Source organism: Sphingomonas sp. R86521 (assembly GCF_042466235.1).
Taxonomy (GTDB): domain Bacteria; phylum Pseudomonadota; class Alphaproteobacteria; order Sphingomonadales; family Sphingomonadaceae; genus Sphingomonas.
This window is the reverse complement of sequence record NZ_JAXHBY010000001.1, coordinates 3112016-3137224: the sequence shown is the minus strand read 5'-3', so window position 1 is coordinate 3137224 and position 25209 is coordinate 3112016. Positions and strand designations below refer to the sequence as shown.

Genomic DNA, 25209 nt, shown 5'->3' with positions numbered 1-25209 from the left:
CGCGCGAGTTCCGGCGCCGGGCATGCCGCCAAACCTGTTGCGAGCCCCTGCTTTTCTGTCCACACAGCGTCTCGCGACGTTCGAGTGGGCCATACCCGCTAAATATTGGCATCTGGAGAATGACTTGGTAACCCTGGCAGACCGGATTCATCGCCTAAAGGGCGCATGGAAGCGCACCAAGCACCAGATTCACCAGGGCGATCGCGCCCGAGATTCGGGCGACTTTGCTCGCGCCGCGATGCTTTACGCGCGCGCGCTCCGCAAAGCGCCGGACAACGCGCCGATCCATATTCAGGCTGGTCACATGTTCAAGGACAGTGGCGATTTGGCTGCGGCCGAGCGGCATTATCTGCATGCCTTTGCGCTCGACCCCAACGCCAGCGACGTTCACCTGCAGCTTGCCCATCTGTACAAAAACACCGGCCGCCCGCAGCACGCCTACACGCATTTCCTGCGGCTGTCCGAACTCGACCCTGAAGCACCACGGACGGACCTGGAGAATCTTCGTTTGACCCTGCGCAACGCCGGCCACCCCGTGGGCGCATCGCCCAACGTGCCGGCCCCGGCGGAGGTTGCGCCACGCGGCCTGGTCGAGGCGCAGCCGGTTGCCCTTTCGGTTCCGGACGGCATGCGAGCCAGCGGCCTGATCGACGCAGAATGGTATCGCCGACGGTATCCCGACATCGGCGGCGCGGATCCGGTCCAGCATTATATCGATCATGGGCGGTTTGAGCTGCGTCATCCGGGTCCCGGCTTCGATCCGCACTGGTACCTGCGAAACTATCCGCACGTGGTCGCATCGGGACTTGACCCGTTCGCGCACTACCTCGGAACCGGTCGCGCGCTTGGTCTGGAGCCGGTAGGGCCAACGAGCTACCAGCGCTGGATCGCCGATCACGATACGCTCGATGCCAGCGATCGCAAGGCAATCGACGCGCATATCCTCGCTTCGAAACTGACCGGACCGGCGGTTATGCTCGCCGTGGATGCCGAGACGGAAAAGGGGCTTGCCCGGGCGATCCAGACGCTGCGCCAACAGTGGCTGAAGCCGCGTGTCGTTTATCTGTGCCTTGCCGACGACTGCACGCCGGCCGCGCGTCGCACTGCGCGCGCGCTGGTCGGCAGCGACAACAGCTTCTGCATCGTCGATTCCCAGCATCCGATCGACGACTTCGCGGGCGACGAACACGTTGTCCTGATCGATGCGGCGATCGAACTTCGCGAGCATGCGCTATACATGCTTGTCCAGGCCGCTACGGACGAAACCGCATTGGTCTATGCCGATCATGACCAGATCGACGCCGCCGGGGTGCGACATGACCCGGTCTTTAAACCGGCGGCCTCACCCGAACTGCTGCGTCAGGTGGACTATATCGGCGCATGCGGGCTCCTGCCTGTCGGCATCCTGAGCGGGGCGCTGGGTCCCTCGCTGATCTCGGGCGAGCAGACGGTCGCAAGCATCTTGCGGTCCGCCGGACTGGCAGCCGAGCGGTCGGCGATCGCGCACGTCCCGTTCGTCTTGTATCACGACCATGCCAACCGCGATGCACCGCCCAGTCTGCCTGGCCCTCGCCTTGCGGATGACGACCTGCCAACGGTGACGATCATCATCCCGACGCGGGATGGCCTGGAGTTCCTGAAGCCCTGCATCGAGAGTCTGCGACGCGAGACAGATTATCCCATCGATCGGATCGACATCATCGTCGTCGACAACGGATCGGTGGAAGACGAGACGATCGATTGGATCGCTACCGAGGAAGCGGCGGGACATCTGCGGGCGCTGCACGCAGCGATTCCCTTTAACTATCCTATCCTGAACAACATGGCGGCGGAAATCTCGACCGCCGATGTCCTGGTCCTGCTCAACAACGATACCGAAGTGCAGGATCCCGACTGGTTGCGCGGGCTCGTCGGCTACGTGATGCAGCCCGACGTCGGCGCGGTCGGTCCGATGCTGCTGTACGAGGACGGCACCGTCCAGCATGCCGGCGTCGTGCTGAGCGTTGGTGGCGTGGCGGCGCATGCCCATTGCGGCATCGCCCACGACGCCCCCGGCGCGCTGGGCCTCGCCCAGCGGACGCATGAGGTTGCGGCGGTCACGGGTGCGTGCCTTGCCATGCGTCGCGAGGTGTTCGAAGAGATTGGCGGGCTCGATACCGGGCTTCCGATCGCCTTCAACGACGTCGTCCTGTGCCTCGCCGCGGTCGAACGCGGATATCGCAACCTGTATGTCCACGACGTGTGGCTGCGGCACTATGAGTCGAAGACGCGAGGTCGCGACGATACGATCGCCAAGGTCAAGATTTTCAATCGCGAGGCGCGCTATGCGCGTGAGAAATTCCCCGATCTGTTTCGCAGTGATCCGTTCTACAGCCCGAACCTCAGCTTCAACCTCGCGGACATGTACGAGCCGGCCTTCCCTCCAAGGACCGTACGGCCGTGGCATTCCTACAAGCGCGAGCGCCAGCCGCCCCGCGCATTGCTCCTATCGTCCGCGTTGGGCGTGAACAGCGAGATTGGCACGACGGTGGCACTGCAGGCGCGTTATCTGACCGATCACGGCTATGAGGTCGTGATCGGGGCGCCTTATTCGGTCCTGTCATCCGGCATGGCCGACGGGAACTACCGGATGCTGGAAAATGCGCACGATGCCGCGGCATACGCAGTGTCCGCATCCTTCGACGTGATCGTCCCGCATACACCTGATTATGGTGAAGTGAGTCGCTGGCTGGGCACCTATCCGCCGGTGGCGCTGCATTATCACGGCGCGCGGAGCGAGGTGAACGCGGGCGTGCCGGGGCATGTCTTCCAGCAGGAAGGCCGTTTGCTGGCGCTGCCGTTCGTGTCGCGCGTGATCGCGACATCGGCCGACGCGGCGATCGAGTTATCGTTGCCAGATACGACGATCGTGCCGCCTGGTGACGATCGCCTGGGCCTCTGGAGCAGCCACCTCCTACCGCTGCGCGACAGCGTGCGTCAGACCCGCGGCTGGGCGGACCGGACGATCGTCCTCGTCTCCGCTCCGACCGGCAGGATCGATGGCGCGGCGCGTGCCGAGTTGAACGCGCTGATCGCCAAGTTCGACACGCGATCGGTGGGCTTCGTTCTGCTGATGCAGCACGAGCGGTCAGCAGACCCGCTACCACCGGGCATGACGTCGGTAGCGCCGGCGAACGTGACGGAGCGACAGTCGCTGATGGTCGGCGCGGATATCTTCTGGGCGCCCGGCAAGGGCGGCGCGAGCATCGAGTCTATCGAAGCGGGAGCCCTGGGGCTCTTGGTCTTCGATTCCAGCGCGGCGGATCCGCTTAATCCCGCGCGGACCTTGGCGATTGCTGCGGAGGCAGCCGGTATTCCCGATCCATGGGTGCGCCGTCCGACCAGGCAGGCCGGATGGACCGAAACGCTGGCACGTTTCGAAGCGATATTGTCGGACCTGCACGGCCTTGAGCCGGCGATGATCGACCGCACGGGCACGATGCTTTCGGCGGAAACGCTGATTGCCGAGTCCGGCCTGTTCGACTTGGAGCATTACCATGCTCGGAACGCCGACCTGGTCGGTCTCGACGCCTATCGTCATTTCCTGGAGTACGGTCACAGCGAAGGGCGTAGCGCGTCTTGGCTGTTCGATACGGACTGGTATCTGGAGCAATATCCCGAAGTGCGCGGCAAGGCGGGTGGGCCGATGCTGGATTACCTGCGTCATCCGCAGGGACTGCGGGACCCCAACCCCTTCTTTAGCAACCGGACATATCTGGAGGCACTTGGCGAACCCGGTACGGGCGACCTCGCGCCGCTCGTCCACTATCTGCGCCACGGTGCCGCGGCCGGACTGCCGGTCGGCGATGCGTTCGACGCCGATTTTTACCGGACGATTTATGCCGATGTAGCGAAATCCGCCTCCCCGGCGCTCGAGCATTTCCTGACCACGGGACTTGCGGAAGGCAGGATCGCGACCCCACCGTCGATGACTTCCATCGACCTGTTCGAAGACGCTGCGGTAGAACGGGCGACCGGCAAATCGATCGCCAAATGCGTCCCAACGCCGACGGCCGCAACGGCGATCAACGGCAAGAGCAGCGCAACCCGCTTCATCATCACGCTGTTGCGTACCCGGGCCGATCTGCGACGGCGTTTCCCCGACGCCATCTCTGCCGGGCCTAACGGTGCGTTTGCGGCTTGGCTCGCCGGGGACGGGGCGACCGAACTCGGCCTGTCGAAAACGGCGCAACGTCTCATCGCGGCCGTGCTCAAGTCCGACCCGGGCGAGCGAATCCGTCAGCTCCGCTTGATCCGGCCCGATCTGGCGCAGCAGCATCCGCTTGCCCTGACGCCCGTGGGTGCCGGTAAATTGCTGGCCTGGGCGTTGGATGGCGGGTTGAGCGACGAGCGTATCAGCCTCGACAGCCTGTGGTGGTTCCTGCTCTCGGCCAACGAGAGGCCGGCACAAGGGCTGGTCGACACGTTCCGCTTCACGCCGGTCCTGCAGCGCCTGTTCCCGGATGGCGTTACCGTATTCGGCCGCCGTGCGCTGGCCGATTGGCTCGCCATGAGTTTCGGCCTCACCGACGACTGGGCGGATCCGGCACGCTGGCCGGAGCCGTTCACGCCCGCCGAGCAGATCCGCATCGCCTATAATGCGCGGCTCGACTGGCAAGCCGCTCACCCTGCGCCGTTTGGCACTGTCACGAAGGCCAAGGCTCTCCTACGGTGGCTTGCGAGCTCCGAGGCCGACCTCGCGCAAGACGCCAAAGCGTGGCTTGACCGACAGAGCAGCGCCGAGCTCGCAGAGACCCTTGCGATGCCTGGCCTGAACATGCTCGGCCACTTCTGCTACGCATCGGGCCTGCGGACCTCTACCGAATCGCTGGTGGAGGGCTTCCGTCGCGCCGACGGCAATATCGCCGTGCGCGATGTATGGGTACAAGAGCGCGGTGACGACAACCGACACGCCGACTATGCCGGCATGGAGATCTACGACACCACGATCGTCCACACGCAGCCGGAGCCCTTGTTCGACGTCGCCTACGAGCGCGCCGGCCTCGCGCCCAGAACGCCGCGGACCTACCGGATCGGCTATTGGTACTGGGAGCTGGACACGATTCCGGCGCATTGGCAGAAGCAGGCCGACGACGTCGACGAGATCTGGACCGCGACGAAGTTCGTCGGAGACGCACTGCGCGAGCGGTTCTCGGTGCCGGTCCGGGTGATCATGCCAGGCCTGGAGCATCCCCACTTCGAACCGCTGCCGCGGTCGCATTTCGGTCTGCCGGATGGGACGTTCCTGTTCCTGTTCACGTTCCACATGGCCAGCATCATGGAGCGCAAGAACCCGCTGGGCCTGATCGCAGCCTTTATCGCGGCGTTCGGCGACGACGAAACCGTCGGCCTAGTGCTGAAGACGTCGTTCGGGCACCTCTATCCCGATCAACTTGCAGAACTGCGCGACGCGAGCGCCGGCTACAACGTCATCATCATCGACGACGTCTATACGCAGGGCGAGGTGCTGGCGCTCATGGACGCCTGCGATAGCTACATCTCGCTTCATCGTAGCGAGGGGTATGGGTTGACGATGGCCGAGGCCATGCTGCTCGGCAAACCCGTCATCGCGACCGGGTACTCGGGCAATCTCGACTTCATGTCCGACGAGACGAGCCTGCTGGTACGCTATGATCTCGTAACGCTGGACCGGGATTATGCGCCATACCGGGCCGGTATGCGCTGGGCCCACGCCTCCATTCCGCACGCCGCGGAATGCATGCGCAAAGTCCGCGACAATCCCGACTGGTCCCGCGCGCTCGGTGCGAAGGCCAAGGCGGACCTGGAGTCGCGTATGTCGTTGGAAGTATCGGGACGTAAGATGCGCGAGCGCATCAGCGAAATTCAACGGTTGCGCGGCGAGTGACTGCAAACAGAATCTTGCAAGAGACCAGCATGAACAATGTAAACTATCGGCACGTCATCTGCGCCATCGCGAAGAACGAGGATGCGTATCTTAACGAATGGGCGGGGTACCATCTTGGTCTCGGTTTCGAACACATCTTCATCTACGATAACGACAGTACCGTTCCCATCGAGGAATTTTTTAGGAACTCGCCGTTGCGGGACCGGATCACGTGCATTCGCTGGCCGACAAAGCCGATGGAATCCGCGCAGATCTCCGCCTACCAGCATTTTCTCGCCAACCATCGAGATCATGTCGAATGGGCGGCGGTCATCGATATCGACGAGTTCATTAACCTCAAGCAGGATGCGTCGATCTCACAGTTCCTGGACCGATTTCCTGGTGCGGACGGCATCGGCATAAATTGGCGGATTTTTGGTAGTGGCGGCAACCGACGGTACAGCGGGGTACCAGTTACGGAACGCTTTCGCCGTGCCTCTGAGATCGGCTTCGAGGCGAACAAGCTTCGCAAAACCATGTATCGCCTGCGCAGTACGATCAGTATAGATATCCATACAGGCGTCTTTCGTGCTGATGCCGCGGTCTATTCTCCAAGCGGCGAAGGAATCGACGGCGACGTCGTCATTAATATTCAGCAGAAAAACTATGACGTTGCGCAGATCAATCATTACTTCGTCAAGTCTTATGATGAATGGGTCAAGAAAGTGCAGCGAGGGTATACGGACGCCACCGTTCGAGCCGTGGAAATGTTTGACGAATACGATCGAAACGAAGTCGTCGACGAAACGATTCTGCGACGAAACCAGTGATCGAGATCGGCGGCCTGCCGTTCACCCCAGGCCGCCGCATCGTCGGCAGACCATAGGCATCGTGATCGAGGCTGCGTTCGCGAATCGCCGCGGCCACCACAAAGCATGCCGATAGACAATTTGCGAAGTTTGCTCTACCGAACCGACTATGGTCGCTTCATATTTCGGTCCACAAGGTCATTTTCACGTAAGCCTTTTGAAGGGCGTGAAGGTTCAGTTGCGCGTGATCGGGGCGCTGGTTCTGCGCGAATTGCATACGCGGTATGGCCGGAGCAATATCGGCTATCTCTGGCTGATCGGTGAACCGCTGATGCTCGCCAGCGTGATTTCGCTGTTACACATGGGTAGCGATGCGCACTCGGGTGGCATCAGTCCGATGGCGTTCACGCTAAGCGGATATTGCTTATTCTGTGTCTTCCGCGGGATATTCACCCGGGCGGAAGGGGCTATCGAGGCGAACCAGTCGCTGCTTCACCATCACGTCGTGACGATTGCCGACATCGTCGTGGCGCGCGCGGTCATCGATGCGGTCGGTGCGGCACTCGCCTTCGCCATCCTGTTCTCGCTGGTATGCGTGGTCGGGCTGGCGGAGCCGCCGGAACGGCCGCTGCATTTAATAGCCGGGTTCCTGTTCATGTTCTGGTGGTCGCTGGCGCTAGCGTTCATCGCGGTCGCCGTTACTTACGAGAAGCATACACTGGGCCGCATGATGCACGTGTTGTCGTATTTCTCGATCCCGATCTCCGGTGCGTTCATTTCGCTAAGCCTGATGCCGCCTGTGGTTCGCCAGTATCTTATGTATTTTCCGATGGCACTGATCTTTGAGCAGGCACGCTACGGCACCTTCCGGACCGCAACCGACAAATGGGTCAGTCCGGGGTACGTGGCATTCTGGTGCCTGGTGCTGACGTATATCGGGCTGTTGTTGATGCGGCGTCTCCGCCGGCGAGTGGCCGTGCGCTGAGGGACGACCGGGTCTGGCGAAAAACAGAGCAAGTCTCTGACTCCGCGAGGAGCCAGAGCCTTGTTCATCATGATGACGATAGGTCGCCAGCTTTGCATCCAATGGATGGCGAGGTCGATCTTTTCAGACGCGACCCGTCATTATTGTGACGGACTACCCTTCATCGCCTCGATCAGCTTCTTGACCTCCTGACTCCGCCCACGCGGCAGTACCAGCACGTCATTGCCGCTTGCCACCACGATGAGGTCCTCGACGCCTACCAGCGCGACGCGAACGCCATCGCTGCGCACGAAACAGTTGTTCGTGTCGATCGCCAGCACCGAGCCGCCGCCATCCCCGCGGTGCGTATTGCCGTTGACGTCTCGGGAACTGATCGCGTGCAGCGCATCCCAGCTGCCGACGTCATTCCACCCCATCGTCACCGGCACGACGGCGACGCGCTCGGCCTTTTCCATCACCGCATAGTCGATCGAATCGTCGGGCGATGCAGCGAACGCGGTCGCATCGGGATAGATCCGCACGCCCTCGTGCCGCGCCTTGGCCATCGCCTCTTCGGTCGCGACCAGCATACCTGGCGCGAACTGCGCGAGTGCCTCGAGATATTTGTCTGCGCGGAACAGGAAGATGCCGCCGTTCCATGCATGGTCGCCGCTCGCCAGCATTACCTCAGCCGCGTCGCGAGGCGGCTTTTCGACAAAGCGTACAACGCTGTGGACCCCGGGCGCCATCGCTTCGCCAACCTGGATCCAGCCGTAGCCGGTTTCGGGCGCATCGGGCGTGATCCCGAACGTCACCAGCCACCCTTGCGAAACCATCGGCAACGCGCGGTCGATCGCGGCGTGGAAGGCTGGCACGTCGGCAATCACATGGTCGGACGGCATCACCAAGAGCGCTTCGTGGCCACGGCCCGCAGCGATCGCAGCAAGTGCGATCGCGGGAGCGGTGTTGCGCCCCAACGGTTCGAGGATCAGGGTCTGTGGGTGCGCTCCGGCATCCGCAAGCTGCTGCTCGACCAGATCGGCGTGACGCGCGTTGGCTACGACGATTGGCGCCGCGAACACGGCGCCCTGCGCACGGCCCGCAGTCAGCTGCAACATCGTCTGTTCAGCGGTTAGCGCCAGCATCTGCTTGGGCATTTCGGGCCGTGACATCGGCCAGAGACGGGTACCGGAACCCCCTGACAATATTACCGGAACAATTTTCTTGACGGTCATGGATCCTCCAACTGCGGCCTGCCTACAGCCGTCGTTCGCGCGGCGCAAACGGGGATAGAAGCTTCTCAAGCGTAGAGTCAGTTCGTTCGACAGCGACCGTGAACAGCGTGCCGCTGTCCAATCACATCCGATTACAGGTACGCACAGCTAGCCATTCCGCCATTCCAATACTTTGCTCCCTACGGATGTGATCCGGCGGATGGCCGCCAGTGGGCCGGCGCTTTCGACACCTTTGCGGAATGTCGAGGACCTGCTGTTCGCGCGCTATATCTACATCTGGCATCAGACGGCGCGTATGTGGTGGAACATCCCTCCGCTGGCGTATGTCACGGATGTGTTTGAAATCACGACCTCGCGCGGAGATCGATCGAATTGATGCATGGACGCAGGGTCCGCACTCCGTCGATCCTGGCGTCGCGAGCGCCATCGCTCAGATGACATGGCCCCGCCGCCCCAACGCTGGGTCGCAATGTGAATTGAACTTAGTAGACCACTTTGCCATGAAGACTTGCGACTAAGATAACCGCGCTTCCTTCAGCGATCAGGGCAGTGGGGGCGACCCGACAAACCGGTCGAACCTGCGACAAACCGCGGGCGGACCGGTCCCAATCGGGGACACAATCGGCGCTGCGAAGGATCAGATGCACGGAATGTTCAAACAGCTCAAAGCGTTGATCCGCGGCCGCTCGCGGGAGCACGCGTTACGTATGCAAGCCAATGCCGCGCGGGACGCTGGCGACTGGTCGACGGCTGCCAACTATTTCGCCGCAATTGTCGCCGCGCGGCCTGATGCGGCGCCGATGATCATCCAGCATGCGCATATGGCTAAGGAAGCCGGCGACGTTGACGCCGCCGAAGACGCGTATCGTCGTGCCGCGGCGCTCATGCCTGGATCGACAGACGCGCTGTGGCATCTCGCCGAAATGCTCCGTCACGCAGGCCGGCCGGCGGATGCGCAACGCGCGTATGGCGAAGTCCTGCGGCGCGACGGATCTCATCCGGCAGCGGCGCGAATGCTGGCGGAGATCGGCGGGCGATCGAACCTGCCGGACTGCGCGATCACTCGCGCGGCGCAGGGTGCGTTGCTTGGACGGATTGGTCGCGCGAGCGCCGAACGCGGGGCCGCTGTCGAAGCATGGCTTGGCGGAGGGCTGTTTCCGACCGGCGCCTATGATGCGTTTCGCAGCGCGTACCCCGTGCAGTTGCCGCCCGTCTTGGCGACGACACCGATCCATGTTCGCATCGACGCCGCTGCGGCTTCGCCCGCGATGGTGCGCGCAACGGTGCAAAGCTTGATCGACCAGTCGCACGGCGCCTGGACCGCGACGGTCTTGGCAAGCGCATCGCTGCTCGCGCATCCCGTTGCGGGGATGGCCGACCGCGATTCTCGCATCCGTTTCACCGATGCTCAGGCGGCGGGCAATCCGGACGACGGGCTGATCCTGGTCACCGGCGCGGGCGTGGTATTTGATGGTAACGCGTTGGCTTGGTACCGCTTTGCTGAAGCGCGCAGCGGCGCGGCGCTGCTGTTCGCGAACCATGATCGCGTCACGCGCGACTGGATCGGAGGAGAGACGCGCTTGTCGCCGGCGCTGTTTGGCTATTTCGACGTTGATATGATCGCCGCGACCAACGATCCGCCGATCGCCGTACTGGTCACGCCGTCGGCGTCCGCTGAGGCCCGCAGCGCGTCCGGCGCAGGGCTGGCGTTGCGGACGCTAGTGCTGACCGTCGCCGCAGACGGCGCCGTCGTCGTCCACATTCCCAGAATTCTCGCCTCGGTTCTACGACTGCCCGATCCCGCACGCGGTGCACCTGTCGGAGCGGCGGAGGCAGCGATCGGCCCCGGCGAAATCGCGCCGGCTGATCCGGCGGAAGGGGTCGCGGCGGGGCGGCTGGCCGTTACGCGTCGAAGCGACGGGATGTCGGTCGCTTCGGTGGTGGCGGACGCTGTGACACCCGCGCCGATCGCGGTGCTGATCCCGACGCGCGACTCGCCGGACATGCTTGCCCGGTGCGTCGCCAGCCTGCGGGCCAGAGCAGCACGTCCCGACCTGCTCGACTTGATCGTGCTCGACAATCGCAGCACGACGGCCGCAGCGCGCGAAGTGTTCGATCGGTTGTCAGCGAGCGGCGATGCACGTGTCGTCGCGCATGACGCGCCGTTCAACTGGTCGCGAATGAACAACCGGCTGATCGACCTGAGTACTGCAGAGACCTGCGTTTTCGCCAATGACGACGTGACGATGCTGACCGATGGCTGGGACCGGCAGGCAGCGGGATTCTGTGCGCGCGCCGATGTCGGCGCGGTCGGCGCGCGGCTGCTCTACCCAGACGGCGGCTACCAGCACGGCGGGGTCGTACTCGGCGTATCGGCGACGCAACTGTCGGTTCATGAAGGGCTGGGTCACGTCGGCGATTCGGGCGGGCCTGGAGATCGCTGGCTGCGGACGCGCGCGGTTGCGGCTGTGACGGGCGCATTCCTCGCGACGACGCGAACGGTGCTCACGGAGGTCGACGGGTTCGACGAAGATCTGGCGCTGGCGTACAACGATATCGACTATTGCTTCCGTGTGCGGGCGACGGGCCGTAAGGTACTCTACACGCCTGCGCTTAGCCTCACCCATCATGAGTCGCCGACGCGGGGGCGCAACACCACGCGCGACCGTATCGCATGGGATGAAGGCGAGCTGCAGACGCTGGCAGAACGCTGGGGTGGTGCACTGCGCTGGGATCCGGCCTACGACCTGCATTGGGCGCTTCGCGGCCTGCCGTTCGACGGTTATCGAGAGCCGTCGATGTCCGAAATCCTCGATCGGATCGACCGCGGGGCAGGGGCCTCGCCCTGGAGCGTCGTGCGGTCAGGCAGGTAACCGCCGTCAGGACCAGTTAGCCAAGCGTCTGCAGGCTGTAGTGGACCTCGCATGCCTCGGTCACAGTGTCGAAGAACGTCAGCGAACCGCCGTAGAGGACTGCCCCGCGGTCGCAATAGGCGCGCAACGCCGCAGGGTCGTGGCTGATCATGATCAGCGTTCCACGCTCGCGCCGTTCCATCAGCGCCTGTTCGCTCTTGCGTCGGAACCGTTCGTCACCTGCGGACGTGACCTCGTCGATCAGGTAGATGTCGAATTCGATGGTCAGCGAGATGCCGAACGCCAAGCGCGCGCCCATGCCAGAGGAATAGGTCATCACGGGTTCGTGGAAATAACGGCCGAGCTGCGCGAACGACTGCACCTTGTCGATCATCTCGTCTTCGTCCTGCCCGTAGATCCGGGCGATGAAGCGCGTGTTATCCGCGCCGGTCAGCGCGCCGTTGAAGACGCTGCCGTATCCCAGCGGCCACGAGGTGCTGCCGTATCGCGTTACCCTACCCGTGGTCGGCGCCTCAACGCCAGCCATCAACCTCATCATGGTCGATTTACCGGCCCCGTTGGCGCCTACCACGCCGACCGCGTCGCCCCGACGGATCGTGCAGTTGATGTTGTTGAAGACCTGCTTTTCATGCCGATGCGCATGATAGGTCTTTGATACATCCTCGAAAACGAGCATCGGGTCGGAAAGCTGAGCGACTGGGTCCATAGGTATTAGAATGAACGCTAACGTCGGAAAAGAAAAGGCGGCACACGAAGCGCTTGGGGTGCCGCTGTGCACGGACGGACGGCTATTCGTCCGTGAGGGCGACGGCGTGGCGCGCTACAGTCGCGCGCTCCACGCTGCACTGGAGGTGATCGATCCCGCGTTGCTGGTGGTCCATGATCGGTTTTCTGCGGTACCGCGTGGCAAGACCGAGTTCGAACGTGTGCGTCGCTGGACCGAGGCGCGGATCGCGCCCGGTACAGTCCGTCTGCGCGAGCGACCACCCGGCATATTGATGGCGCGCGACGTGTTCCGCCGCGCGCATTCGCATTATAAGCGGCGGGGCACGCTGTTGCGGCTGGTCGCGCCGGAGGTCGTGCCGGGCCTTGTCCACTGGAGTTATCCGATGCCGATCGAACTGGTCGGCTGGCGTAACGTCTACACGATCCACGATACGATACCCCTGACCCACCCCCATCTGACCACGATTGATGTTGATCTGCATCGCCGGCTGCTGGCCGCAATCGGCGCGCGCGCCACCGCAATTGCCACCATCAGTGAAGCGGCACGGACTGATATCATCGATACGCTAAGCCTCGCTCCCGACAAGGTCGTGGATCTAGGCCAGTCGGTCGATGTGGGGACGGGTACTGATCCGCTGCCTGCGGGTTTGACGGCGGGCGCCTATTTCCTGTTCGTCGGTGGTGACAATCCTCGCAAGAACGGTGAACGGGTCTTGCAGGCTTGGCGGCAGTCCGGAGCGGTACGGCCGCTAGTCATGATCGGCCCCGGTGATCGTTGGAAGGGCGAGCCGGGTACCGTCAGGCTTCCGTTCCAGCCGGATGGGACGCTAGCGGCGCTGATCGCTGGCGCCCGCGCGCTGGTGTTCCCATCCCTGGGCGAGGGATTCGGACGGCCGATTGCGGAAGCGATGGCGCTTGGTACGGCAGTGCTGACGGCGCGCGGCCATGCTACCGAAGAGGTCGCTGGCGGTGCCGCGCTACTGGTAGATCCGCTGGACGCGGCAGAGATCGCACGAGGAATCGCGGCGCTTGATCGCGACGATGCGCTGGTCGAAAGGTTGAAACAAGCCGGCCGCCAACGCGCTCCTGCGTTCGCGCGCGATGGGTTCGCGCGTCGATTGGTAAGCTTTTACGTTAGCTTGATTGCCAGCACAGAACCGTCCCCCTATGCGTCGCGCTGACGAGCGAGGATAATACGCGTGCGGATCGGCATCGACGGCTACAATCTTGCCATGCCGCATGGCACGGGCGTGGCGACCTACGGTGCCGAATTGAGCAACGCCGTTCGCGGCCTTGGACATGAACTCGACGGTGTGTTCGGATTGCGGGTGCCAAAGGCGGAAGATGCGCGGGAAACCGCATTTTTCGATCGCTTCCAGCGTCCCGTCGACCCGCGCGCGAGGGTTCCGCGTTGGGTGCGCCGCGCCGAATTTGCGAAGACGTTCCTGCCCACTAGGCTGCGCCACGTGCCGCTCAGCGCGGCTGTCGAGAAGCGCGGGCTATCGGATGGTTGGCCGGGCTTCGACCGGCTGTTCTCAGCAGATAATCTCTTCGACCGCGCTCATCTCTGGTTCCGCCTGACCGGTAGGTTTGTTTCGCTTACGCTCCCGGATCCGCCGGCGATCATGCACTGGACCTATCCCGTACCCATTCAGATGGTGGGTGCGCGCAACATCTACACGCTGCACGATCTGGTGCCCCTGAAGCTTCCCTACGCGACGTTGGACGATAAGGATGTCTATCGCGGCGTTGTTCAGGGGTGCGTTCGCGCCGCGGCGCACCTGTGCACGGTGTCCGAGTCAAGTCGGGCCGACGTCATCGAGCGGTTCGGCGTCGCCGAGAATCGCATCTCCAACACCTATCAGACGGCGCCTCGTGTCACGCTCGGTCCGCTCACCGACGATCAGCACGCGGTCGAAGGAATCTTTGGGCTGCCCTATCGTGGCTATCTCCTGTATTTCGGCGCGATAGAGCCAAAGAAGAACATCGGCCGCATCATTGAGGCGTATCTGTCGTTGCAGACGACGATGCCTCTCGTCATCGTCGGCGCACGTGCGTGGCAAAGCGACAGCGAACTGCGGCTGATGCCCGGCGGCGGGGCTGACGGCAGTCCGGGTACGTTCCACGGCCACCGTGGCCAGACGATTATCCGCCTACAATATCTGCCACGCGAATTGCTCACAAAGTTGATTCGTTGTGCACGGGCGACTGTGTTTCCATCGGTTTATGAAGGCTTCGGCCTGCCTGTGCTAGAATCGATGCAGGTCGGGACCCCGGTGATCACTTCTACCACCAGTTCGCTGCCCGAAGTTGCAGGGGATGCGGCACTGTTCGTCGATCCGTACGACGTCGGCGCGATCGTCACGGCAATGCGACGGATCGTCGATGACGGGGCCATGGTCGAAGATTTGGCCGCTCGCGGCCTTGCCTCCGCAAAACGGTTCGCGCCGGAGTGCTACGGCAAGCGCTTGGCGGCCATGTATGCACGGACGATGGAGACGGCGGCGTGATTACGGAAACGCGATCCATCCATGCCGAAGGGGACGCGCTCGATCTCAACCCGTTCGCGTTTTGGCCCGCCTATACGAGCCGCCTCGAGCCGCTCGGAGGTAAGGAGCCCTGCGAAGACCCGGACTACGTGTTCCACACGCTCTATGCAGCGTGTGGCGATGGGCCGATTGCCGTCACGGTGACGGTAAGCGATCTGGCAGCAGAACGCGGCACAATGATCCTGCGCATCCACGAACTGCCGGACGGGGTCGGATCCAACGCGCGGCAGATTGCGATCAAGCAGGTCCAGTTGGTCGATCTCATCCGCGGGGATGGCACGGCAATGATCAGTGCGCTTGCTCGGCACGGCCACACCTATGCCGCACTAGGACACATTTACGGCGACACCATTGCTACGGCTTCTGATCTTCAGGTCAGGATCGAGCGCCGGATGCCCGACCCCAATGCCGCCGACATCCCTTCTGAATTCATCTCGTCCAGGGTAGGCGTGGTCCCGCTGATCGTTGGGACCGCTCCGCCGTCCATGACCGGTCCCGTATCGCAGATGTGTTCCGCGCCGCAATTCCGCGAGCGTGCCTATGCCGACTGGGCGGCGTACCTCGGAGGCGCGCGCGGGAAAGCTTCGCTTTCGCAATGGCAGCGAGTCTTTATTGCTCGAACTTTGGATCGTTACGACATGGCGCGCCCGGGCGCGCGCGGGTTGGCGATCGGTGGGTTGGATGAGCCGCAGTTGGTCGCTGTGCTGACTGCTTCCGGATGTATGATCGATACGTCGGTCAGGACATCGGGCGTTGCGTCCGCAGAGCGCTTGATCGTCCTCGATCCCGAAGCGATGCCCGAATCAGTCAATGGATACGACTTTGTTTTCGCAACTCGCGAACAAGGGATTGGCGGCACTTGGAAGGACAGGTTGGCTTATATCGAAAGTGTATTGCGGTGCCTGAAGCCCGGGGGGCTCGCCATCGTCATGGCCGATGCGATCATCGATGACGATGCGCCCGCCGGATCCGACGTGCTGGCGTGGCACGACATCGTGCGTATGGGCCTGGTGTTGCTGTCGCGCGGACATCAGCTAGCCCAACTGCGGCGCGATATCCGCCACCCCTACGCAGAGGCCAATGATGCGCAGATCGAGCAGTCTGCGTTCGGCTTTGTCGTTCGTCGACGGTAGAATTCGTGCGACAACGTTTGCCCTTTGACGTCCTGCGTATGCCGCCTTTTCCGCGAATGTCCGTCGATGTTGGCGCGATCTGTCGGTTCGATAACGATACGGATGCTTCGGTTGCTTCGGATGCGGCTGTCGTCGCGGGCGAGCGCATGGCGCAGCTGCGTGTTGGAGGTGCATTCTGGGGGGCGTCGGCCCCGACGTGCCGTGTGTTGATGGTGTTGGATCGGGGTGACATGCTGCCCCCCGGCGACCTTGCAGGCCATGCGATCGTCCCGCGCCGCGGTGTTCTTCGTCGGACGATCTCGGACGCGTTGCGGCGCAATGCGGTCGTAGTCGCGCAGGATTGCGACATGTGGCCGGCGATCGACGCCGCTGAGCAAGTCGTGGCATCGGCGAACGACGAGGTCGCGGTGATGGCATTGGCAGCCGGGAAGCCCGTAGAGACGTGCGCAGGCCGTGATCTGTGGCCGGCACGGGGGGAAATACTGAATGCCAGCCTCTTGGCGGGACGGCGATATCGCGATCCGATCAGCAATGTCGATGTTGATATCATGACCATGATCGATCGGCTGGCTAGTTGGCGGCAGATCATCGACGCCAATCGCGGCATCGCTGCTGCGACCGGAATCGCCTGGTGGAAGCAGGATGCGATCGCACGGTTCCTGTGGGATGGCCAACCCGCGCGGTTGCCGTTCATCCGGCCGCGCGCCGCACTCCGACGTGTTGCCGGGACCGGTCGCAGCGTCGCCGCGTGGCCATCGCGCATCCCCAACTGGTTCGGCCCCGCAGTAGCTGAAGCGGGCGGTGGTGTGCATTGGATAGAGGATGGATTCATCCGTTCGGTCGGGCTTGGAAGCGACCTGATCCCGCCGCTGTCTGTGACGGTTGACGATTTGCGTCCGCATTTCGACCCGTCAGGGCCGAGCCGGCTCGAGCTGATCCTTGCCGGTACGGCGTTTCCCGCCAAGCTGCTCGCCCGGTCGGCGGCGCTTCGCCAACGCATCGTCGCGCAGGGTGTCGGTAAATATTCAGCGACCGGCGATACCGATGCTCAGGCGGAACCCTCGCCGCGCCCCGCGGGCCGCGTCGTTTTGGTCGCCGGTCAGGTTTCCAATGACCTATCGGTCATCAAAGGCGGCGGCGCCGTACGAGGCAATCTGGACCTGCTTGCGCGGGCGCGGGCAGCGGAGCCGGATTCGTATATCATATTCCGCCCCCATCCGGATGTAACCGCAGGCCACCGCGCCGGAACGATCGATGAGCGAGACGCTTTGCGGTATGCCGACCGTATCGATACCGGGTCATCAGCGGCCGCCTTGTTGCGGAACGTCGACGCGGTTCACGTCCTGACATCGTTGATCGGTTTTGAAGCGCTTATGCGGGCGCGGGAAGTCGTCGTACATGGGCAGCCCTTCTTCGCAGGCTGGGGGCTGACTCGTGACCTAGCGCCGCCGATCATGCGCCGTGGGCGTCGGCTGACTTTGGACATGCTGGTCGCCGCCGCGCTGATCCTGTACCCACGCTACCTCGATCCTCGCACGGGATTGCCCTGTTCGGTCGAGGACTTTCTAGCTACACCCGGCGGAGTGAGGCGCCGGACGGGCTGGTTAGTGCGGTTGCGGCAGCTGCAGGGGCGCCTCAATTTTCTCGTACGACAAGCCTGACGAACAACGATGAACATTTTATATCCAGAACAATTTGAGTCTCGGGGCATTCTGTTCCTACAGGGTCCGTTCGGACCTTTTTTTCGTCTGCTCGGACGGGAGCTGGAAGAACGGGGGCATCGGGTTCATCGGATCAATCTGAATGGCGGTGACCGTCACGACTGGGGCGGCGGGGACGATTTCACCGGCACATCGGATCAATGGCCACTGTTTCTAGACGCGTATTTGCTAGAGCATCGGATCACGGACTTGGTCCTGTTCGGCGACTGTCGGCCGCTTCATCATTCGGCGCTCGGTATCGCTCGTCTTCGCGAACGGCGTATTCATGTGTTCGAAGAAGGCTATATTCGCCCTGATTTCATGACGCTCGAGCTAGGCGGAGTGAACGGCAACTCCAATCTGTCGCGCGATCCGGACTGGTACGTCGCGACCGCACGGTCCTTGCCGGCGATACCGGAATTTGCGTCTATCCCGGCCAGTTTCGATCGCCGAGTGCGCGAGGGCATGGCGTATTATTGGGCGATGGCGAAGGGACAGTTGCGCTTCCGCCATTATCGGACCCACCGACCCTATTCTCCGGTCCGCGAGGGCATGGGCTGGTTCCGACGGCTGATATGGCGCGAAACCGAAGGCGAGCGTTCGCGCAAGGCGATGCAGTCCATCAAGGATCGACGCTATTTTTGTTTCCCATTGCAGCTGTCATCGGACGCGCAAATCAGGACGCATTCGCCGTTCCCGAGCGTGACGGCGGCAATTGATTATGTGATCGCGAGTTTCGCCCGGAGCGCTCCGGTCGACACGTTGCTTGTCCTGAAAAAGCATCCTCTTGACCTGGGCTTCGATTCCTTTCAGCGCACGATCCTTCATGCCGCTCAGCAAGGCGGTGTGGGCGACCGGGTCTTCTATGTCGAGCACGCCGATATTACGCCGATGGTCGAAAGCGCGATCGGCGTGGTAACTGTCAACAGCACCACAGGCACGCTGGCACTGCGTCGGGGCGTTCCAACCGCTGTCCTTGGACAGGCCGTATATCACATGCCGCGGATCACACATCAGGGTCCGCTGGACGGATTCTGGCGCGCGCCGACACCGCCCGAACGCGAGGTTTACGATGCGTTCTGTCGTGTGCTTTACGATCGTAGCCTCGTCCATGGCGGTTTTCTAAGCGACGAAGGCATGGCATTGCTGGTTGCCAATGCGGTTGATCGGCTCGAAATGGCGCCGCTTCGCGAACTTTCGGAACCTGCCTCAACTATCATGACGTTATGACTGACAAGCGGAGCCCGGAGGTCGTGATGGACCTGTCCCGTCTGCTTACGCGGGTGATGAGGCCGACACCGACCGGGATCGATCGTGTCGAGCTCATTTACGCGCAATGGCTGTTAGCGCATATTCCGGAGCGACTGAGTTTTGCCGGTCGACATCCTATGGGTCTGTACGGGCGGCTGGACTTGCCTGCCGTACGACAGTTTCTCAGCTACCTGGGTGCGCTGTGGCGAAACGGCGACCGGATCGACCCTCGCGCGTTGCGCACGGCTGCTTTGAAGCATCTGGCAGCGCTTCGTCCTAGGGCGACGCCCCCACGCAAAGGCGCGCGTGTTTTCCTGCAAGCGTCGCCGCAAGATCTCGATCGACAGGACCGCATGGCGGGGATACTAAGCCGCGAGCGAGCAAAGTTCGTCTGTCTAGTGCACGATCTTATTCCAATCACGCACCCGGAATTCGCACGCCCTGAGTCGCCGGCGGCGCATATCCACAGAATGCGTACCGTTGCTGCACTTGCGGACGGGATTATCGTCAATTCGGGCGCGACGCGAACAGCATTGCTCGATTTTCTGCCCGGTGATCTTCCCGAGAGCCGTGTTCGGGTCGCACTGCTAGGCACCGAACCTGTAATGGCGCCAGACGTTCGGACCGCAAAAGTCGGTGACAAACCGTATTTCGTGTGTGTCGGAACGATCGAGCCGCGCAAGAATCATCTGCTATTGCTGAATGTCTGGACCCGGCTCGCCGAACGGCTTGGTACGGACGCTCCCGAACTCGTGCTTATCGGTCGGCGGGGATGGGAGAACGAACAGGTCGTCGATATGCTCGAGCGTTCGATCAAGCTGCCGCGCTTGGTGCACGAGCACGGCGAGATGTCCGATCGCGAGATGCAGGCCGTCTTAGGTGGAGCACGCGCGTTGTTGCTACCGTCCTTTGTCGAGGGCTTTGGCATGCCTGTGAGCGAAGCACTGGCGGCGAACGTTCCTGTGATCTGCGCGGACATTCCTGCGCTGCGGGAAGTCGGCGGTGCCGTTCCTGACTATCTCGACCCACTCGATGGGCTTGGCTGGATGCGCGTGCTGATCGAGTATGCAGCGCCTGTATCCTTGCGACGCGACGCGCAGCTGGAGCGGCTCAAAGACTGGCAAATGCCGACTTGGACTGCGCACATGACGACCGTCATGGAACTGATCGACGAACTTTAAAATGCTGCCCGGCTCCCTGACGGGGCCGGGCAGCAGACTTACGCGGCTTTGCGGACTGCCAGCCCGAAGGATGTCGTTACATAATGCTGGAGTGCCAGTTTCAGATGAATGTCCGACGCATAGGGTGCGACGTCGATGAAATCATCGTCGACATGGTCGCCAAGGTCGAACGTGATCGGTACAACTTCGTGGCCTTGCTTGGCGAGCTTTACTGCAAGTCTTTCGATATCCCGGCGGCGAAATAGCACCGTGTCCATATTGTCCAGCGTCTTGCGGTTAGACGTCAGATTCAGTTCGGTCGTATGGACCGCAACACCGCCGGGTCTAAGCACGTCGAGCGACCCCTCAATGAATTTCAACCCGTTGGCGATTGAGCCCAGATGTTCGAGAGCGCAGGACGACCAGCAGAAGTCGTAGTCGCGTCGATCGACATCGATATGGTTCATGTCGATGCTACGATATTCCACGCGGGAGTCGAACAACTCATCCGGACAGATTGCAGGATCACGAAGTTCGGCGACGGCAGCAAGATGCTGGGCAGTATCGTGCCAGCTTTTGGCACGGGGATCGTCGGCAGCCAGATCACTCGCGGTGACGAAGATGTCGTAGGATGCAAAGACTGCCGGGAGTGGCTCAACGCCGCAGCCGAACCCAATGCCGCGGAATTGCGGCTGGAGCATTTGCATGTGTTCTAGCATGCGGCAGATGTAGACGAACTCCCATTGCTTGCGGTGACGGTGCATCGGACGATGCATCCGCTGCAGCCAGCGGGCATAGTCGGGTTCGTCGAACTGCGCGGCCGTACACATTTGCGAAAGCGGTGCGGCCATCTCGGCAGGCTGAGCAACGACCAGTCCGGATTTCCCGACCGGCGCGAAGATGTCTTCACGGGCGCGGCCGAGCTTGCGCGAGTGGACCGATTCATCCTCGCGTTTGCTAGCCTCGATCAAAATTTCAGTCGCGGTCGCGTCGGTATCGTCCTCGATACGGCCGTACAGCGCGTAAAGCGTCTCGGCTTCAGCGGTGATAGTAACGCGGATTAGTCCATCCGGCTCGGCCAGCGTCGTCAATGGAAAATGCAGGCGCTTAACGGTCACGGCATTGTTGCCACCAACGGGAATCGCGTTGACAAGCAAGGTCAGCGTGCCGCGAGTGACTATCAGACCGGGCATCGTAACAATAAGCATGAGCGGCCCAGGGGCGTAGGACGCATAACTCGTATGGAATGCGGAAAGGGGGTCGTCATTGGCCTCCGTACCGCCGACACCGCCGATCCGCGAAATTGCGTTCGGCCAGAACGCGAACGGATCGAGCCTTTCCCGGGGATGTTCTGCGATAGGCCGACGCCATCGATCAAAGGAGAACAGGCGCTTGTTCATGGGTCGTTTTACGCTCGTTTAGACAGCAATCGAGGTCGCATACAGATTAGGGGATGGAAATGATATCCCGCCGCGGCCGGCTGAGGCGTATTGCCGCGGAATATGCGGGTACGCCGCTAGGAGACCTAGGTCCTAGTGAACTGCGCTTGCACGCCCGACCGCGCCAGGCAGAGGGTCCCAATGGATCCGGGCCATTATCGTCAGGCGGCGACGGGGCAGGCGCACGCGGTTACCGTGCAGGACCCGAGAAGGCAGTCTCGTCGCCTCTCGCATCTGAACGGCGTGACCCTTGTCGTCAAGCGGTCGGGAGTGCCCTAGGCGGTGATGATGAGCGTCCGGTACATGTAGCCAACGTGCGGTAATGTCCGCAGAGAGTGTTGATCAAGCACAAGGGGAGGGCTTCCTGCCGACACAGAATGTTGTGACGATCGCGCATGAGCATTTGCGACTCTATAGATACCCGCATCACGCACTAAGCGCTCTTTATCGCGGCAGAGTGAGCCTAGTTCGAGCGAGGGATCGAACGCCGCCTGGCTCTTTAAGCAGGACGTCCCTGACAATCGCGGATAAAGGCGCTAATGTCCCTCAAAATACGATCGGAACGATCGCGTGTTAATGGGCGCCGTGAGCCAACATTCGAAACCAGAGCTGGATCATATCCCGCGTCTCACGTGCGCCATTCTACGGTCGGCTAAGAAGCTTTTCGTACGCTAGTCGAGCGCCGCAAGGATCGCCTTACCATAGGCGGTCTTGCTGAACATGTTGCCGCGTACTTCGGCCTGTTCGCGGGTGATGAAGCCCTTCTGGTATGCGATTTCCTCGAGGCACGCGACCTGGATGCCCTGGCGATGCTGGATGGTGCGGACGAACTCGCTGGCCTCGAGCAGGCTGTCGTGGGTGCCGGTATCGAGCCACGCATAGCCGCGGCCCATCTGCTCGACGTACAGGTCGCCCGCTTCCATGTAGAGGCGGTTGAGATCGGTAATCTCAAGCTCGCCGCGCGCCGACGGTTTGAGGTTGGCGGCATACTCGACGACCTTGTTGTCGTAGAAGTACAGGCCGGTGACCGCATGGTTCGACTTAGGCTGCTCGGGCTTTTCCTCGAGGCTGACGGCGCGGCCGCCTTCGCCGAACTCGACCACGCCGTAGCGCTCCGGATCGTCGACGCGGTAGCTGAACACTGTAGCGCCTTCGGTCCGTGCAACCGCATTCTCGAGCAGGTCGGTCAGGTGCGCGCCGAAGAAGATGTTGTCGCCCAGCACCAGCGCGACGTTGTCGTCGCCGATGAAATCGCGACCGATCGTGAACGCCTGCGCGAGACCTTCGGGCTTAGGCTGTTCGGCATAGGAGATCGTAAGACCGAACGCCGACCCGTCGCCGAACAGACTCTTGTAGTTGCCGATGAATTCGGGTGACGAGATCAGCAGGATATCACGGATACCCGCCAGCATCAGCACCGACAGCGGATAATAGATCATCGGCTTGTCGTAGACCGGCAGCAACTGCTTGTTGACCGCAAGGGTCGCCGGATGAAGCCGCGAGCCGGTGCCCCCGGCCAGGATGATGCCCTTCACTTGGCTTTTCCGATCAGTTCGTCGAGGATATTGGATAGTGCGTCCTGCCAGGCCGGCGGGCGAATGCCGTAATCCTGCGTGATCGCGGTGTGGCTGAGCAGCGAGTTGGCTGGCCGCGTGGCCGGCGTGGGGTAGTCGCTGGTCGGGATGCCGACGACGTCGGCACTGCTGCCGCCGCGCGCCGCGCTCTGCGAGAAGATCTCGCGAGCGAAGCCGGCCCAGGTGACTGCGCCAGCGTTGCTGAAGTGGTAGGTGCCGGTCGGCGCGGCGGGATCGTCGACCAGCCGCATCGCGATCGTTGCGAGCGCCGCGGCCAGGTCGGCAGCCGAGGTCGGGCTGCCGTGCTGGTCGTCGACGACGCGCAGGGTCGGGTTGGTGGCCGCGACGCGGAGCATGGTCTTGACGAAATTGTTGCCGTGCGCGCTCACCACCCAGGCGGTGCGGACGACAGCGTAGCGGGCGCCGCTGGTGCGGACAGCGAGTTCACCGCCCAGTTTCGAGGCGCCATAGACGCCGAGCGGCGCGACCGGATCATCGGTTTCCCAGGCCCCGTCACGGGCGCCGTCGAAGACATAGTCGGTCGAAACCTGCAGGATCGGGATCGCGGCCTTCGCGCACGCCGCAGCGAAGGCTGCAGGCGCCATCGCGTTGACGGCCCAGGCGGTGACGATGTCGTCCTCGGCCTTGTCCACCGCGGTATAGGCACCCGCCGATATCACCGCCGCCCAGGGCTCGCCGTCGGCGCCTTGCGCGACCATCGCGGTGATCGCGTCGGTGTCGCGCAGATCGAGCTCGTCGATGTCGATCGCCGTCACCGCCCAGCCCGCAGGCCAGGGATAGCGTTTGAGTTCGGTGCCGAGCTGGCCGTTGCCGCCGGTGACCAGGACGCGCTTCACGCCGCGAGCCCGCGGCGTTGGTCGGCCTTGTGCTCTGAGACGATCGCCTCCCACCAGCCCTGGTTGTCCAGGTACCAGGCGACGGTCTTCTCGATGCCCGATTCGAATGTCTCGCTGGGCTCCCAACCAAGCTCGTCCTTGATACGGCTAGCGTCGATCGCATAGCGCTTGTCATGGCCCGGACGGTCGGCGACATAGGTGATCTGCGTCGTATAGGACTGGCCATCGCCACGCGGGCGCAGCCGGTCGAGGATACCGCAGACGGTGTTGACGACCTCGAGGTTCTGCTTCTCGTTGTTGCCGCCGACATTGTAGGTCCGGCCGGGCTCGCCCTTTTCGAAGACGGCGTGCAGCGCACGGACGTGATCCTCGACGTACAGCCAGTCGCGAACCTGATCGCCCTTGCCGTAGACCGGCAGGTCGGCACCGGCGAGTGCCTTGACGATCATCAGCGGGATCAGCTTCTCGGGGAAGTGATAGGGCCCGTAGTTGTTCGAGCAGTTGGTGATCAGCACCGGAAGCCCGTAGGTATGACCCCACGCGCTGACCAGATGGTCCGATCCCGCCTTCGACGCCGAATAGGGCGAGCGCGGATCATAGGGCGTCTCTTCGGTGAACAGCCCGGTGTCACCGAGCGAGCCGTAAACCTCGTCGGTCGAGATATGATGGAACCGGAACGCCGCGCGGTCGGTCTCGCCGAGTGCGAGCCAATAGGCGCGGGCCTCGCTCAGCATCGTGAAGGTGCCGACGACATTGGTCTGGATGAACGCGCCGGGGGAATCGATCGAGCGATCGACATGGCTTTCCGCCGCGAGATGCGTGACGATGTCGGGCTTGAACTCGGCGATTGCGGTGCGGACCGCATCCGCATCGCAGATGTCGCCCTGCACGAACTTGTAGCGGTTGCTCTGGGCGACCCGTTCGACCGTCGACAGCGTACCCGCATAGGTCAACGCGTCGAAGTTCAGTACTTCATGTTCGGTGTTCTCGATCAGGTGCCGGACAAGGGCCGACCCGATGAACCCGGCGCCACCGGTAACGAAGATGCGCATAAC

The 25209-nt window shown here is 62.6% G+C and carries 17 protein-coding genes; 11 read left to right on the top strand and 6 right to left on the bottom strand.

Going from position 1 to position 25209, the window contains the following annotated elements; all coding sequences use genetic code 11:
* Window positions 1-124: 124 nt before the first annotated feature.
* The 3 genes from SJY20_RS14645 to SJY20_RS14635 all read left to right on the top strand — a co-directional run bounded on the left by SJY20_RS14645 (window position 125) and on the right by SJY20_RS14635 (window position 7678).
* A complete protein-coding gene (locus SJY20_RS14645) occupies window positions 125-5905 on the top strand; it encodes a glycosyltransferase (RefSeq protein ID WP_380787648.1) in 5781 nt (1926 codons plus the stop codon).
* A 29-nt stretch (window positions 5906-5934) separates the two neighbouring features.
* Entirely contained in the window at window positions 5935-6714 is a 780-nt protein-coding gene (locus SJY20_RS14640; protein ID WP_380787647.1) for a glycosyltransferase family 2 protein, read from the top strand.
* 148 nt (window positions 6715-6862) lie between these two features.
* Window positions 6863-7678, top strand: a complete 816-nt coding sequence (locus tag SJY20_RS14635; protein WP_380787646.1) for an ABC transporter permease — start codon at window positions 6863-6865, stop codon at window positions 7676-7678.
* A 140-nt stretch (window positions 7679-7818) separates the two neighbouring features.
* On the opposite strand, the gene SJY20_RS14630 is transcribed toward SJY20_RS14635, so the two are convergent.
* Window positions 7819-8892 (bottom strand): mannose-1-phosphate guanylyltransferase/mannose-6-phosphate isomerase, encoded by a 1074-nt coding sequence (locus SJY20_RS14630; protein WP_380787645.1) that lies wholly within the window; start codon window positions 8890-8892, stop codon window positions 7819-7821.
* 199 nt (window positions 8893-9091) lie between these two features.
* Between SJY20_RS14630 and SJY20_RS14625 the strand changes: the two genes are divergently transcribed.
* Both SJY20_RS14625 and SJY20_RS14620 read left to right on the top strand, forming a co-directional pair.
* Complete coding sequence (locus tag SJY20_RS14625) at window positions 9092-9268, top strand: hypothetical protein (protein WP_380787644.1); 177 nt, start codon at window positions 9092-9094, stop codon at window positions 9266-9268.
* Window positions 9269-9599: 331 nt separating this feature from the next.
* Window positions 9600-11765, top strand: coding sequence for a glycosyltransferase (locus SJY20_RS14620; RefSeq protein ID WP_380787643.1), 2166 nt, complete (start codon window positions 9600-9602; stop codon window positions 11763-11765).
* A gap of 16 nt (window positions 11766-11781) precedes the next feature.
* Here SJY20_RS14620 and SJY20_RS14615 read toward each other — a convergent pair whose 3' ends face one another.
* A complete protein-coding gene (locus tag SJY20_RS14615; RefSeq protein ID WP_380788727.1) occupies window positions 11782-12441 on the bottom strand; it encodes an ABC transporter ATP-binding protein in 660 nt (219 codons plus the stop codon).
* A gap of 40 nt (window positions 12442-12481) precedes the next feature.
* Between SJY20_RS14615 and SJY20_RS14610 the strand changes: the two genes are divergently transcribed.
* Genes SJY20_RS14610 through SJY20_RS14585 form a run of 6 tightly spaced genes read left to right on the top strand, consistent with a single transcriptional unit; the run spans window position 12482 to window position 20305 of the window.
* Window positions 12482-13672, top strand: coding sequence for a glycosyltransferase family 4 protein (locus SJY20_RS14610; RefSeq protein ID WP_380787642.1), 1191 nt, complete (start codon window positions 12482-12484; stop codon window positions 13670-13672).
* Between the two features lie 18 nt (window positions 13673-13690).
* A complete protein-coding gene (locus SJY20_RS14605; RefSeq protein ID WP_380787641.1) occupies window positions 13691-15001 on the top strand; it encodes a glycosyltransferase family 4 protein in 1311 nt (436 codons plus the stop codon).
* Window positions 14998-16173: a hypothetical protein gene (locus SJY20_RS14600; RefSeq protein WP_380787640.1), complete on the top strand. Its 1176-nt coding sequence runs from the start codon at window positions 14998-15000 to the stop codon at window positions 16171-16173. The genes SJY20_RS14605 and SJY20_RS14600 overlap by 4 nt, the downstream gene beginning before the upstream one ends.
* Window positions 16174-16229: 56 nt before the next feature.
* Window positions 16230-17834, top strand: coding sequence for a beta-3-deoxy-D-manno-oct-2-ulosonic acid transferase (locus SJY20_RS14595; RefSeq protein ID WP_380787639.1), 1605 nt, complete (start codon window positions 16230-16232; stop codon window positions 17832-17834).
* A gap of 9 nt (window positions 17835-17843) precedes the next feature.
* Window positions 17844-19103, top strand: a complete 1260-nt coding sequence (locus SJY20_RS14590) for a capsule biosynthesis protein (RefSeq protein WP_380787638.1) — start codon at window positions 17844-17846, stop codon at window positions 19101-19103.
* 26 nt (window positions 19104-19129) lie between these two features.
* Window positions 19130-20305 carry a glycosyltransferase family 4 protein gene (locus SJY20_RS14585; RefSeq protein WP_380787637.1) on the top strand — a complete coding sequence of 392 codons (1176 nt, stop codon included), beginning with the start codon at window positions 19130-19132 and terminating at the stop codon, window positions 20303-20305.
* Between the two features lie 38 nt (window positions 20306-20343).
* Here SJY20_RS14585 and SJY20_RS14580 read toward each other — a convergent pair whose 3' ends face one another.
* From SJY20_RS14580 to rfbB, 4 genes are all read right to left on the bottom strand, one after another.
* A complete protein-coding gene (locus SJY20_RS14580) occupies window positions 20344-21684 on the bottom strand; it encodes a hypothetical protein (protein WP_380787636.1) in 1341 nt (446 codons plus the stop codon).
* A 710-nt stretch (window positions 21685-22394) separates the two neighbouring features.
* Window positions 22395-23258 carry a glucose-1-phosphate thymidylyltransferase RfbA gene (gene rfbA, locus SJY20_RS14575; protein ID WP_380787635.1) on the bottom strand — a complete coding sequence of 288 codons (864 nt, stop codon included), beginning with the start codon at window positions 23256-23258 and terminating at the stop codon, window positions 22395-22397.
* Window positions 23255-24154, bottom strand: coding sequence for a dTDP-4-dehydrorhamnose reductase (gene rfbD, locus SJY20_RS14570; protein WP_380787634.1), 900 nt, complete (start codon window positions 24152-24154; stop codon window positions 23255-23257). Before rfbD ends, rfbA begins: the two co-directional genes overlap by 4 nt.
* A complete protein-coding gene (rfbB, locus tag SJY20_RS14565) occupies window positions 24151-25206 on the bottom strand; it encodes a dTDP-glucose 4,6-dehydratase (protein ID WP_380787633.1) in 1056 nt (351 codons plus the stop codon). Before rfbB ends, rfbD begins: the two co-directional genes overlap by 4 nt.
* Between the last annotated feature and the right edge of the window lie 3 nt (window positions 25207-25209).